Below are 12,284 nucleotides of genomic sequence, written 5' to 3'. Positions count from 1 at the left end.
AGTGGGTCAGCCTCATCCTCGGGGAAAACTCGCAGGGGTGCGCGGCAGGCTCAGCCGTCTCTCAGAGAAAAATCCACGGAAGACCCTGATAAGCCTAGAAAACGTACAAAGTGACGGTGCTTCCCAGCGCGACCTTGCTGTTCGGCGGGGGATTCTGGTTGAAAACCTGACCCTGTCCGCCGGGCAGCGTCTGCACCTGCGGATTGAGACCGAGGCCACGCAGTTTCGCGCTCGCCGCGTCGGCGGTCTGGCCGCGCAGATCGGGGACGGTCACCACGTTGGGGCCTTTGCTGACGGTCAGCGTGACCGTGCTGCCCTTGCCGACCGTGCTCGGTCCGGGGTCCTGCGCCAGCACCGTGCCGGCCGGCACGGTGTCGCTGAACTCGCGCTTGACGCTGACCTTCAGGCCGAGACCGCTCAACGTGTCGGACGCGCGGCTCTGGCCCTGGCCGACCAGGTTGGGCAGCTGCACCGGCTGGGCGCCCTTGCTCACCACGACCTTGATCACCGCGTCACGCTTGACCTGTGTGCCGGCGGCCGGATCGGTGGACACCACGTTGCCGGCCGGGATCTTGTCGTCGTACGCCTCGGTGGTCTGAGGACTCAGGTGCGAGCCGCGCAGCGTGTTCAACGCCGCCGCCTGCGGCTGGTTGACCACGTCCGGCACGGCGTAGCGCTCGGGTCCCTTGGACAGTACGAGCGTGACCGTGCCGCCGCCGACGACGTCACCGCCGCCGCTCGGGTCCTGGCTGACGACGCTGCCTTTCGGGACCTTCTCGTCGAAGGCCGGTGTGTCGTAGCCGGCGTGCAGGCCGGCCTGGGTCAGTTTGGCCTCGGCGGCGGCCTTGGTCAGGCCGACCACCCTCGGTGCCTCGACGTAGCGGCCGGCGCCGAGCCACCAGGCCATCGTGCCGACCAGGATCGCCAGCACGGCGATCACCGCGATCACCACGTAGCGCCTGTGCTGTGGCGGGATGGCGTTGACCAGCGTGGCCAGCCGCGACGGCGGGCCCTCGTCGTATGGCAGGTCGTCGACGTCGACGTCGTGTTGCTGCGGCGGTGGTACGACGGCGCGGCCAGGCTGGTTGGGATGGTTGCTCGGGTGGTTGGCGCCCTGGGTCTGCGCCGGCGGCTGGGGTCCGCTGAGCAGGGTGGCCTTCGGCACCGCCTCGGTCGGCATCTCCCACTGCGGCGCCGGCGGCTCGATGGCCGGCGGCATCGCGGTCATGCCGAGGTCGCTCACCACGTCACGCAGCTCGGCGAGCATCGCGCCGGCGTCCGGCGGCCGTGCGCCGGGCTCGCGCATGGTGGCGTGCAGCACCAGGTCGTCCAGCGCGTACGGCACGCCCTGCGCGCGCTCGGACGGCACCGGCATCTCGGAGTGGACGTGCTGGTAGGCCACCGCCACCGGGGTCTCGCCGCGATACGGCGGCTGGCCGGTCAGCATCTCGAACAGCACGATGCCGGCCGCGTACACGTCGGCGCGCGGATCGGCGCTGCCAACCGTGACGATCTCCGGCGCCACGTACGCGACCGTGCCGAACATGACGCCCTTGGTCGCCGTCGCACGGCTCGACTCGGCGATCCTGGCCAGGCCGAAGTCGGCCACCTTGACCGTGCCGTCGGTGCTGAGCAGCACGTTTTCCGGCTTCACGTCCCGGTGCACCATGCCGATGCGGTGCGCGGCCGCCAGTGCCGACAGCAGTGGGCCGAGGACGCCGACGGCCTCCTCGGGGGCCAGCCGGCCGCGCTCGGTGAGCAGGTGGCGCAGCGTCCGACCCGGCACGTACTCCATCACCAGGAACGCCAGGCCGTTGTGGCTGCCCTGGTCGTAGACGGCCACCACGTTGGGGTGCGAGAGCCGCGCGATGCTGCGGGCCTCGCGGGTGAACCGGTCGACGAACGACGGATCGGTCGCGTAAGCGGGATGGATGACCTTGATGGCGACCGTACGCTCCAGCCGCTCGTCCAGGGCGTGATAGACGGTCGCCATCCCGCCGCGGGCGATCATCCCGCGGATCCGGTAGCGATCCTCGAGCACCGCTCCGACGAGGGGATCGGTGGCCGTCTTGTTCACCCGAACAGGATACGGTCGGCAGGTGTCCGACCTCGACACGCCGCGCGGACTGTCCGCATGCTGTGGCAAAGTGAGGTTATGAGCGCCGAGGTAGACCGGCCGATGTCCGCGGGAGTAGACGGCGAGCCGGGTGCCTGGCTCGTCCTGCCCGACGTGGCCGAGCAGTTAAAACTTCCCGTCAACCGCGTCCATCAGCTCATCCGCGACGGCAAGCTGGTGGCCGTACGCCGCGACGGCGTGCTGAAGGTCCCCGCCGACCTGGTCGTGGACGGGGCGGTCGTCAAACACCTGTCGGGGTTGCTGACCCTGCTGTCCGACGCCGGTTACGACGACGAGGAGGTGGTCCGGTGGCTCTACACCGCCGACGACAGCCTCCCCGGCACGCCGGCGCAGGCGCTGGTGGAAAACCGCGCCACCGAGGTCAAGCGGCGCGCGCAGGCGCTCGGCTTCTAGCCGGTGGCCTATCTGCTGGTGCTGGCCGGCTGCCTGGCCGGCGCGCTCTGGCTGGAGCCGTTCCTGCACGTACACGTGCTGCGCCGGTGGCGTCGGCTGGCGTTGACGCTGCTGCCGGCCCTGGTGGTCTTCGGGACCTGGGACGCGTTGGCGATCGCGGCCGGGCACTGGACCTATGACCTGAGTCAGCTGACCGGTGTCCGGATCGGCAACCTTCCGCTGGAAGAGGTGCTGTTCTTCCTCGTCGTGCCGACCTGCGCGGTCCTGTCGTTCGAGGCCGTACGCGCGGTCAAGCCGCACTGGCGCGCGGGCGACGAGTGACGTACACGGTCGCCGCGCTCGTCGGTGTCGCGGCCGCGCTCGTCGTCGATCTGCTGGTGCTGCGTACGCGGCTGGTCACCCGCCGGGTCTGGTGGGTCTCGTACGCGATCACGCTCGGGTTCCAGCTGCTGGTCAACGGCATCCTGACCGGGCGCCGGATCGTCGTCTACGCGCCGGCGGCGATCCTGGGCTGGCGGATCGCGTACGCGCCGGTGGAGGACCTGCTCTTCGGCTTCGCGCTGGTGCTGCTGACGGTGTCGGTCTGGGTCTGGCTGGGACGCCGTGGAGTGGACCGAAACCCGCGAGCCGGTGCATAGCTCAGCGTCCATGATGGCATGGCCGGCCGGGCCGTACGACGGCGGGCTTGTGTTGACACGGGCGGGAAAATTTGTCCGTCGCTGAGGTTGCCGCGCGGCGCCAGCCGAGCGAAACTCAGTGCTTGTCCCGGGGGGTCGGGCACAGGGGGCGTGTCCGGGGGAGGGGAGTCGTTCTGTCGGCCAACGGCGGTGGGTTAGCAACCCGCACTCTCCGGCTGCTCTCAGTCGTTCTCGCGGTCCTCGCGGTCCTCGAGGTCGTGGTGTTGGCGGGTTGTGGCCAGGCCGCCGCGCCGGAGCGGGGGACACGCGCGTCGGCGTCGTCGACGATCGTCGACGGCCTGCCGACGGTGTCGATCGGCGAGCTGCCGCCGCAGGCCCGCGCGACGCTCGCGCTGATCGAGAAGGGTGGCCCGTTCCCGTACCGGCAGGACGGGGTGGTCTTCCAGAACCGTGAGCGGGTGCTGCCGGTGCGCGCACGCGGCTACTACCACGAGTACACGGTCCCCACACCCGGGTCACGGGACCGGGGAGCCCGCCGGATCATCACCGGCGGGCAGGCGGAACGCTATTACACCGACGACCACTACCGGTCGTTCCGGAGGATCGTGTCATGAGCAGGCTCACCAGCACCCTGTTGAACGGCAGCAAGCCGCCGGGTATGTACCGGTGGCTGTCGCGGGCCCATCCGGCCGCGATCAGTCGCGAGCTGGAGAGCACCGGCTGGCAGCTGCACGTCCTGGAAGGCGGTCGCGCCAAGGACGCGCCGACCTTCTTCGACGAGTGCGCGCGGACGCTGGAGTTTCCGGCCTGGTTCGGCCGTAACTGGGACGCGCTGGCCGACTGCCTTTCCGACCTGAGCTGGCTGTCGGCGACCACGCACGTGTTGCTGTGGGAACGCTGTCGCGTACTCGCCAGGCGCGATCCGGTCGCGTGGGCCAACGCCGGCGAGATCATGGCCGAGAAGGCCGCCGAGTCCGGCCGGCACGGCGTGCCGCCGCTGTACGTGTTGCTGCGCGGCGACGGACCGGGAGACTCCATCCCGCTGCTCTGAGGGGTCGAGCACGGTTACGCATTGTTGTTATGCGTCTCTGTGGATGTGCCTGAAAACGATTGCATCCGGCATCGTTACTGGCAGAATAATCGCAGGTGGACCGGCTCGTGCAGGGTGGACGCAAGGGGAACGGGATGCGAACGGTGAGTAATCAGAAAGGAACGCTTTCCGGGGTCGTACGATGACATCCGTCAAGCTGGTGGTCTGCGCGGCGCCGCCGGCGCGCCGGATCGGCCGGCTCGTGGAGATCGGCCACGAACGCGGGTGGGATGTCGAGGTGCTGGCCACGCCGTCCGGTGTCGACTTCCTGGATGCCGACAAGGTCGAGGCCGCCACCCTCTCGCCCGTCGTCGTCGGCGGCCACCATGCCGCCGATCCACGCTCGATCCGCGCCGACGGCATCATCGTCGCGCCGGCCACCTTCAACACCATCTGCAAACTCGCCGCCGGCATCGCCGACTCGTACGCCCTCGCCGTCGTCGCCGAGGCGATCGGCGAAGGCATCCCGACCGTCGTCGTCCCGTACGTCGGCGCCGGCATGGCCGCCCGCACGCCCTTCCTCCGAGCCGTACGCGCGTTGCACGCCGAGGAGGTCAGCGTCCTCATGCCCGACCCGACCGGCCCGCCGCTCGTACGCCCCGTGCCAGCCGTACCCCGATCGGCAGCCGCACTGGCCGATGCCGCCGACGGCTTCCCCTTCCACGGCGCCGCCGACGAGTTGTTGCGGATCATGACCGGCCGCCGATCAGAGGTGCGCCGCGTCCGGTCTGACGTGGGGTAGGTGGTTGTTGGAGAGTGGTTGGGTTTTCCTTTTTGTTGCGTTTTTGGGGGAGGTTGGGTTTCTCTGGTTATTGCGTTGGGTGGGTGGTTGCGTCCCGATGGTTGTTGCGTTTTGGGGTGGTTTCGCCTGCGCGGCGGGCGCACCCGCGCGGAGGGCGACCTCAACGGGAGGGGTGCGCGGGGTTTCGCTGTTGGTCCGGTTGGGTGCCGCGCGTGCGATTGGGTGGGCGGTGTGGTCCGGTCTGGGCGCCGGCGGTGCCGTGGCGTCCCGGTGGGTGGCGTGAAGGTCCAGTATGTGGGATGCGAAGGCATATGGAGCGCTAAATGTCCGGCTTGTACGGTTCGCTGCTGGCATGAATGTCGAGTTACTAGCGTTGGACGCAGGAAACAAGGCATTCACGCCGCCGTGATCTCCGGAGGTTGTGACGGGTGTGACTGCTGAGGCTGATAATGCTGTTGTGACTGCTCGCGTGGGACAGATGTTCGTTTTGATGTCTTGTTAAACAAGTATTACGCAGTCAACCGCCACAGCACGATCGTTTGGCGTCCATCCCGACGGGTTGCTTCCCATACGTGACCGAGCAAGCCTAGAAACCCAGCCCCGCACGCAACCCCCATGCACACCGATTGGCGTTCCCGCGCCCCTCCCTTGAGGTCGCCCTCCGCGCAGGAGCGCCCGCCGCGCAGGCGAAAACCCAACCATCTCGCCCACGCACCATTCAGAAAACGCGCCACCTCCCCAACCGCACCAATCAAGAAACGAGCCACCCCTCAACGCACTAATCAGAAATTGCACTCCCTTTCCACCGCTCAAAAGCACCAACCACCTCACCACGCAAAAAGAAAGCCCACCACCACCTACGCAACAAAACCCCTCAACCGCACCCCGCGCCGTACGACCCCCTCCGACCCGCACGCCACGACCAAAAGCGTTGGGGTCGCCACGCCGACGACCCCAACGCTCGGAGTGAAACTAGGCCAGCTGCAGGCCGTACGCCTGGAGCTCCCGGTTGAGCGGGTAGAAGTACGTGGTCACGGTGTCGCCACCGGACAGCGTTCCCTGGCCCGCGGAGCCGCTGTAGCCGGTGCCGCCGGAGTCTCCGTGGTCGGAGTGCAGCTGCGCGCCGGTCATGTGCTCCAGTACGCCTACGTCGAAGTTGACGGACTCGTCGACGGAGGTGATGTTGCCTTCGGTGATGCCGGTGGTGGAGCCGCTCTTCTTCATCGACTGGCCGACGGTCGGGTTGGCGGCGCTGGTGATCTGGGTGCCGTCGTTGACCTCGCCGGGGCCGGTGCCGTTGGGCCGGGTGATCAGGCCGGAGTCGGCGCCGGGGCAGTCGCTCTCGACGACCTGACCGCCGGACACGTCGCCGCCGCTCCAGGTGCCGCCGAGGTTGGTGCAGTGGCCGGCGGTGAGCATGAACGGCTCGCCGTTGCGGGTCACGTTGAAGCCGAGCGAGCAGCGTGCGGAGCCGTTCTGGATAGCGTCGCCGCCGCGGATGTAGAGCTCGTTGCGGCCCTGCTGGTGCACGACCGTGACCCGGTCGCCGAGCTTGGCGGCCGCGTCGGTGACCTTCTTGGCGACCGCGGGGGTGGCGGCCGAGAGGATCTTGACGACGACCTTGTTCTGCGACGGGTCGATTCCCCACGCGGTCTGCGGCACGTTACGCAGCTGGTCCAGCGTGGTCTTGGTGCTCAGCAGCGCCGAGTACGTGTACTTGACCTGCTTCGCGGACAGGCCGGCGGCGCGCACCTTGGACGCGGAAGCGGAGTCCACCACGCCGACGACCGCGCGACCGGTCGAGTCGAGGTAGTAGCCGGCGGACTTCGACCCAAGTGAGTCGGAGACGCGGTCAGCGGCGGCCCCCTGCGCGAGCTGCGCCTGGGTCGTCAGCGGCACGGAGGCGGCGGCCGGCGCACCGGCCGCGCCGACGAGAGCACCGGCTGCGAGCGCCACCGCCGCGACGATCGCACCGCGGTTCCTCAGCTGCATGCTGTTCTCCTTCCGGATGGGGTGGGGTGGTCCCCACTGTCATCCGGGGTCGGAGAAGGAACAAGGAGGGTAGTTCTAGGCAGAACTACGCAATTAATACGTCTCGCCTCCGATATACTGCGCGGTATACATCCTGGAGGTGCGGTGGCGCCGACCGATCGCCTTGCCGAAGGCATCTACCAGCGCGTACGCGAGGACATCCTGCGCGGTCACTATCGGCCCAACCAGCGGCTGGTCGAAGTCGACATCGCCGCCGAGCTGGCCGCGTCGCGTACGCCGGTGCGCGAGGCGCTGCACCGGCTCGGCAGCGAAGGCCTGATCGTGCGCCACCAGCGAGCCTGGCTGGTACGCGAGTTCAGCAAGGTGGAGATCCAGCAGATCTACGAGATCCGGCTGGCGTTGGAGGCGTACGCGACCAGGCTGACCGCCGAGCGTGCTTCGGACGCCGATCTGGACGGCATCGGCGCGCTGATCGACGACCAGTTGCACGCGCAGGCGGCCGCGGCGGCCTCTCGGCAGTTGCTGGTCAGCGTCAACGACCGCTTCCACGGCACGATCGTGGCGGCCTGCGGCAATCCGCGGCTGATCGAGACGATCCGGCACAACCAGACGTTCTACTTCAACCAGCGGATCGCCGGCCTCTACTCCGACGACCAGGCCGCCGACTCGCTCGACGAGCACGTGGTCATCGCGGCGGCGGTCCGCCGCCGGGCCGGCGAGAAGGCCGAGGCGTTGGTACGCCAGCACGTCGCGCACGCGTTGGAGATCATCATGGACCGCCTGACCTGAGCTGTGATGTATACAGCAACGTATCCGGAGGTGTGGATGTTCGATCTGACCGGCAAGGTCGCGGTGGTCACCGGCTCCAGTCGGGGACTCGGCAAGGCGATGGCGGCGGCGCTCGTCGCCCATGGCGCGTCGGTGGTCGTCAGCGGCATCTCCAAGCAGGAGGCGGTCGAGGCCGCGACCGAGATCGGTGGCTCGACGGCCGCGGTGTGGCACGACAGCAGAGACCGGCGCAGCTGCCAGTCGCTGATCGACTTCGCGGTCGATCGCTTCGGCCGGCTCGACGTGCTGGTCAACAACGCCGGCGTCGACGTCATCAAGCCGGCCGAGGCGTACGACGGGACCGAGTGGGACGAGATCATCGCGATCAACCTCGGCGGTTATTTCCACACCGCGCAGTCCGCCGCGCGGCAGCTGATGGCGCAAGGCAGCGGCGGCTCGATCGTGATGACGTCGTCGATCGCCGGCGCGGTCGGCATTCCCGGACTGGCGCCGTACGCGGCCAGCAAAGGCGGAGTCGACCAGCTGGTGCGCACGATGGCGGTCGAGTGGGCCGCCTACGGCATCCGGGTGAACGCGATCGCGCCGGGTTATTTCGACAACATCATGGAAAACGCCGCCGGCACGCACGCGGATCCGGCGAAACAGGCCCAGATCGAGGCGTTCACGCCGATGGGCCGGCGCGGGCGGCCCGCGGAGCTCGGCGGTCCGGTGGTTTTCCTCGCCAGCGAGGCATCGTCGTACGTGACTGGTCACGTTCTGTACGTCGATGGTGGTTACACGGCGAACTGACCAGATAGGTAGGCTGTTTCGGACGTGACTTTGGGGGGCGGATGGCGGACGGCGCGTTTCGGGTCGACACGGGGCGGCCGAACAACGCGCGTACGTACGACTATTTGCTTGGCGGCAAGGACAACTTCGACGTCGACCGGCAGGCCGTCGCCGCCCTGCTCTCGGTGGCTCCACAGCTCGGCGACGTGGCGAAGGACCTGCGCCGCTGGTCGCAGCGAGCCGTACGGTTTCTCACCGCCGAGTGCGGCATCACGCAGTTCCTCGACTGCGGCTCCGGCCTGCCGACCATGCAGAACACCCACCAGGTCGCACAGGTCATCAACCCGGACGCACGCGTCGTCTACGTCGACAACGACCCGGCGGTGGTCGTACACAGCCGCGTGCTGCTGCAGGGTGAGAACAACACTCGCTTCGTCGAAGGCGACCTGCGCCGGCCGGACGAGCTGTTGGACGACCCGGCGATCCGCGGCTTCCTGGAGCTCGACCAGCCGATCGCGCTGATCCAGGTCGCCACCATCGACTACGTCGAGACCTTCGTGGACAAGAAGGCGATCATGGCCGGCTATGTGGACCGGCTGGCCAGCGGGTCGTACGTCGCGATGACCCACGTCTTCGACCCGGACGACGGCAGCGAGCTGAGCGGCTTGGCCAAGCGGATCGACGCGGTGATGCCGCCCGGCGCGCTGCGGCTGCATCCCGGCGACGAGGCCGAGATCCGCACGCTGTTCGCCGGCCTGGAGCTGGCCGACCCCGGCCTGGTGCCGCCCTACCGCTGGTGGCCGCAGGGGCCGACGGTCCAGCCGGTCGACCCGTTGTACGAGCTGGTGCTGAGCGGAGTCGGCCGCAAGGCCTAACGCAGCTCGGCCAGCCGCCGGTCGATGTCGATCGGCGCGAGATCCAGTGGAGGACCCTCCGGTGGCCGGCGGATCGCCTCGCGGATCTTCACGTTGACCGCCTCCAGGATGCGCCGCGCCTCCTGGTCGCTGGCGGCCTTGGCCGCGGCGTCCAGCGCGTCCTCCACATCCTTGCGCAGCTGCAGAGTCGGCGGCAGATAGGACAGCCGCTCGCGGCGCATCTTGTCCTTGACCCACCACATCGCGTCGTAGCGCTGGTCGAGGTCAGGCAACGGTTTGCCGGCGCCGGGCAGGTCGTCGAACTCACCGCGCTCGGCGGCCTCGCGGATCTGCCGGTCGACCAGGCTTTCATAGCTGGACGGCGTCAATCTGGCCATGCCTCCATTCTGCCAAATAGCAACTAAAGTCGGGTAGTCACGGACGTTCTGATCTGGTGACCGCGGTCTCCGCCGCGCTGCAATCGACGGATGAAACAGACAACTCTTCGCGCGGTGGTGGCTCTCGGCGCCATCGCGGCGTTGTTGCCGGTCGCTCAACCGGTGTCGTCAGGTCGCGTCGCGAGCCTGGTCAGGCAGCTGACGCTGGACGAGAAGCTGTCGTTCCTGCACGGCATCGGCGACCCGAGGAGCCTCGGCCAGTCCGGCTATCTGCCTGGTGTGCCACGGCTCGGCATTCCGGAGGTGCGGATGGCCGACGGCGCGGCCGGCATCCGGGTCAGTGCCACCGCCACCGCGCTGCCGGCGCCGGTGATGCTGGCCTCGACTTTCGACCAGACGTTGGCAAAACGGCACGGTGCGGTGATCGGGCGCGACGGCCGGGCGTTGAAGATGGACGTGTTGCTCGGACCGACGGTCGGGGTGATCCGGCAACCGTACGGTGGCCGCAATTTCGAGTCGTACAGCGAAGATCCGTTGGTCTCGGCCAACACCGTGGCCGGCCATGTCCAAGGTGTGCAGTCGCAGGGAATGATCGCGACCGTCAAGCATTACGCCGAAAACAACCAGGAGGCCAACCGCGACGGGATCGACGTCACGGTCGGCGAGCAGGCGTTGCACGAGATCGAGCTGCCGGGATTCAAAGCCGCCGTGGATGCCGGTGCTGGCTCGGTCATGTGCGCGTACAACCAGGTCAACGGCGAGCCGGCGTGCGGAAACAGCACGTTGCTGCGCACGATCCTCAAGGAACAGTGGGGATTTCGCGGCTGGGTCATGTCGGACTGGGACGCCACCCACTCCACCGACTCACTGGTGAAGGGCCTGGACATGGAGATGCCAGAGGGTGTTTTCCTGGCCGACAAACTGAAAGCCGCGGTGCTCAACGGGGCCGTTCCGATGTCGGCGGTCGACGCCGCGGTGACGCGCATCCTCACGCAGTTTGACGGGTTTGGCTTGCTGGACGGCAAACCGCGGCCGACGCGGGACCGGGCCGGCGCCGCGCGAGTGGCTCAGCGGGTCGCCGAACAGGGTGCGGTCCTGTTGAAAAACCGGGCAAACACGCTGCCGCTGCGCGGCGACGGGTCGATCGCGGTGATCGGCCCGACCGCCAAAACGCCGAAGGTCAGCGGTGGTGGCAGCGGGAAAGGCAATCCTGACCACGCGAACGCGCCCGTCGACACGATCCGCGCGCGGGCCGGCGGTCGCACGGTCACGTACGCGCCAGGCGGCGATCTTTTTGGCACACCGATCCCGGCGTCGGCTGTGAATCCGCCGTTGAACAGCGCCGACGACGGCACGGTGACCGTGCCTGGTCAGTACTATGCCGGCGCCTTGACCGCCCCTGTTGACGGCGACTACCGGATCTCGATCGGTGCGACAGCGCCCGATCAGCTCGTACAGCTGATCGTCGACGACCGTAACGTGATCGCCGGTGCATATGGTCTCGGCGACGGCGAGCTGCCGACGCATCTGACCAAGGGGCCGCACAAGATCGTCGTCATCCCGATCACCGGACCACACAAGGTGAGGCTCGGTCTGGTGACGCCGGCCGAGACGCGCCAACTGATCAGGTCAGCGGCGGCTGCCGCGAAACGGGCGACGACCGCGGTGGTTTTCGTGTACGACGACGAAAGCGAGGGACTCGATCGCCCGTCGTTGTCGCTGGCCACCTATCAGGACGAGCTGGTTTCCGAGGTGGCGAAGGCAAATCCGCGCACGGTCGTGGTGCTCAACACCGGCTCGTCGGTGGCGATGCCGTGGCTCGGTCAGGTGAAGTCGGTGCTCGACATGTATTACCCCGGCCAACAAGGTGGCGAGGCCACCGCCGCGCTGCTCTTCGGCGACGCCGCGCCAGGCGGTCGACTGACCCAGACTTTCCCTTTGTCGGAAAAGCAAACGCCGGTGGCTGGTGATCCGCGGCGCTATCCCGGTGTTGGCAAGCGGGTCGATTACGGGGAGGGGATCGAGGTCGGGTATCGCTGGTATGACGCGCATGGCGTGAAGCCGCTGTTTCCGTTTGGCTTTGGCCTCACGTACACGTCTTTCGCGTACGGCGGTCTCGCGGTGGTGCCGGATGGTCGCGGTGGTGCGGATGCCTGGCTGACCGTACGCAACACTGGATCGCGCACGGGTGACGCGGTGCCGCAGGTCTATCTCGGACCGAGTCCGCGCGTGACCGAGCCGCAGGCGGTGCGGTCGTTGGCCGGCTATCAGAAGGTGACGTTGCGGCCCGGCGAGCTGCGGCGGCTACGGATCCACCTGGATGCGGCTCGGTTCCGATACTGGGACACCACGAGTCACAGCTGGGCGGTCGGTGCCGGCGTACGCGACATCTTCGCCGGTCCGTCATCGGCGGACCTTCCGCTGCACGGCCGGCTCAACGTGCGCTAGCCGCGACGTCTTTGCCGAGCGCCGCACAAAAGTCA

13 protein-coding genes are annotated in these 12,284 nt (G+C 68.1%); 10 read left to right on the top strand and 3 right to left on the bottom strand.

From position 1 onward, the window contains the following. Positions 1–94 precede the first annotated feature (94 nt). Complete coding sequence (gene pknB / locus GNX95_RS09475) at positions 95–2,077, bottom strand: Stk1 family PASTA domain-containing Ser/Thr kinase (RefSeq protein WP_163506734.1); 1,983 nt, start codon at positions 2,075–2,077, stop codon at positions 95–97. Between the two features lie 78 nt (positions 2,078–2,155). Here pknB and GNX95_RS09470 point away from each other — a divergent pair, with 78 nt between their 5' ends. The 6 genes from GNX95_RS09470 to GNX95_RS09445 all read left to right on the top strand — a co-directional run bounded on the left by GNX95_RS09470 (position 2,156) and on the right by GNX95_RS09445 (position 5,000). Further along, a complete protein-coding gene (locus GNX95_RS09470) occupies positions 2,156–2,530 on the top strand; it encodes an Rv2175c family DNA-binding protein (RefSeq protein ID WP_246281555.1) in 375 nt (124 codons plus the stop codon). Positions 2,531–2,533: 3 nt separating this feature from the next. Beyond that, a complete protein-coding gene (locus GNX95_RS09465; protein ID WP_163506733.1) occupies positions 2,534–2,851 on the top strand; it encodes a lycopene cyclase domain-containing protein in 318 nt (105 codons plus the stop codon). After that, positions 2,848–3,168, top strand: a complete 321-nt coding sequence (locus GNX95_RS09460) for a lycopene cyclase domain-containing protein (protein ID WP_163506732.1) — start codon at positions 2,848–2,850, stop codon at positions 3,166–3,168. Before GNX95_RS09465 ends, GNX95_RS09460 begins: the two co-directional genes overlap by 4 nt. Before the next feature lie 215 nt (positions 3,169–3,383). Further along, on the top strand, positions 3,384–3,782 hold the full coding sequence (locus tag GNX95_RS09455) for a guanyl-specific ribonuclease (protein WP_163507946.1): 399 nt from the start codon (positions 3,384–3,386) through the stop codon (positions 3,780–3,782). Beyond that, positions 3,779–4,219, top strand: coding sequence for a barstar family protein (locus tag GNX95_RS09450; RefSeq protein WP_163506731.1), 441 nt, complete (start codon positions 3,779–3,781; stop codon positions 4,217–4,219). The genes GNX95_RS09455 and GNX95_RS09450 overlap by 4 nt, the downstream gene beginning before the upstream one ends. Positions 4,220–4,400: 181 nt before the next feature. Next, positions 4,401–5,000 (top strand): flavoprotein, encoded by a 600-nt coding sequence (locus GNX95_RS09445; RefSeq protein WP_163506730.1) that lies wholly within the window; start codon positions 4,401–4,403, stop codon positions 4,998–5,000. A 972-nt stretch (positions 5,001–5,972) separates the two neighbouring features. Here the strand turns inward: GNX95_RS09445 and GNX95_RS09440 are convergent. Continuing rightward, on the bottom strand, positions 5,973–6,992 hold the full coding sequence (locus tag GNX95_RS09440) for a S1 family peptidase (protein ID WP_163506729.1): 1,020 nt from the start codon (positions 6,990–6,992) through the stop codon (positions 5,973–5,975). A 144-nt stretch (positions 6,993–7,136) separates the two neighbouring features. Here GNX95_RS09440 and GNX95_RS09435 point away from each other — a divergent pair, with 144 nt between their 5' ends. Genes GNX95_RS09435 through GNX95_RS09425 form a run of 3 tightly spaced genes read left to right on the top strand, consistent with a single transcriptional unit; the run spans position 7,137 to position 9,424 of the window. Next, on the top strand, positions 7,137–7,781 hold the full coding sequence (locus GNX95_RS09435; protein ID WP_163506728.1) for a GntR family transcriptional regulator: 645 nt from the start codon (positions 7,137–7,139) through the stop codon (positions 7,779–7,781). Positions 7,782–7,817: 36 nt separating this feature from the next. Beyond that, positions 7,818–8,570, top strand: coding sequence for an SDR family NAD(P)-dependent oxidoreductase (locus GNX95_RS09430; protein ID WP_163506727.1), 753 nt, complete (start codon positions 7,818–7,820; stop codon positions 8,568–8,570). A gap of 41 nt (positions 8,571–8,611) precedes the next feature. Beyond that, positions 8,612–9,424 (top strand): SAM-dependent methyltransferase, encoded by an 813-nt coding sequence (locus GNX95_RS09425; protein WP_163506726.1) that lies wholly within the window; start codon positions 8,612–8,614, stop codon positions 9,422–9,424. Here GNX95_RS09425 and GNX95_RS09420 read toward each other — a convergent pair. Beyond that, a complete protein-coding gene (locus GNX95_RS09420) occupies positions 9,421–9,801 on the bottom strand; it encodes a DnaJ family domain-containing protein (RefSeq protein ID WP_163506725.1) in 381 nt (126 codons plus the stop codon). The genes GNX95_RS09425 and GNX95_RS09420 overlap by 4 nt on opposite strands. A 90-nt stretch (positions 9,802–9,891) precedes the next feature. Here GNX95_RS09420 and GNX95_RS09415 point away from each other — a divergent pair, with 90 nt between their 5' ends. Further along, positions 9,892–12,249 carry a beta-glucosidase family protein gene (locus tag GNX95_RS09415; RefSeq protein WP_163506724.1) on the top strand — a complete coding sequence of 786 codons (2,358 nt, stop codon included), beginning with the start codon at positions 9,892–9,894 and terminating at the stop codon, positions 12,247–12,249. The last annotated feature ends 35 nt before the right edge of the window (positions 12,250–12,284 follow it).

Origin of the sequence: Fodinicola acaciae, from assembly GCF_010993745.1 — a bacterium.
Lineage (GTDB): Bacteria > Actinomycetota > Actinomycetes > Mycobacteriales > HKI-0501 > Fodinicola > Fodinicola acaciae.
The sequence above is the reverse complement of the archived record's forward strand: the minus strand, read 5'-3'. Positions and strand labels throughout refer to the sequence as shown.

Excerpts from the sequence above, each read along its gene's own strand:
- GNX95_RS09420 (WP_163506725.1), bottom strand. The coding sequence starts at position 9,801 with ATGGCCAGATTGACGCCGTCCAGCTATGAAAGCCTGGTCGACCGGCAG.
- GNX95_RS09450 (WP_163506731.1), top strand. The coding sequence starts at position 3,779 with ATGAGCAGGCTCACCAGCACCCTGTTGAACGGCAGCAAGCCGCCGGGT.
- GNX95_RS09415 (WP_163506724.1), top strand. The coding sequence starts at position 9,892 with ATGAAACAGACAACTCTTCGCGCGGTGGTGGCTCTCGGCGCCATCGCG.
- GNX95_RS09470 (WP_246281555.1), top strand. The coding sequence starts at position 2,156 with ATGAGCGCCGAGGTAGACCGGCCGATGTCCGCGGGAGTAGACGGCGAG.
- GNX95_RS09445 (WP_163506730.1), top strand. The coding sequence starts at position 4,401 with ATGACATCCGTCAAGCTGGTGGTCTGCGCGGCGCCGCCGGCGCGCCGG.
- GNX95_RS09440 (WP_163506729.1), bottom strand. The coding sequence starts at position 6,992 with ATGCAGCTGAGGAACCGCGGTGCGATCGTCGCGGCGGTGGCGCTCGCA.
- GNX95_RS09430 (WP_163506727.1), top strand. The coding sequence starts at position 7,818 with ATGTTCGATCTGACCGGCAAGGTCGCGGTGGTCACCGGCTCCAGTCGG.
- GNX95_RS09425 (WP_163506726.1), top strand. The coding sequence starts at position 8,612 with ATGGCGGACGGCGCGTTTCGGGTCGACACGGGGCGGCCGAACAACGCG.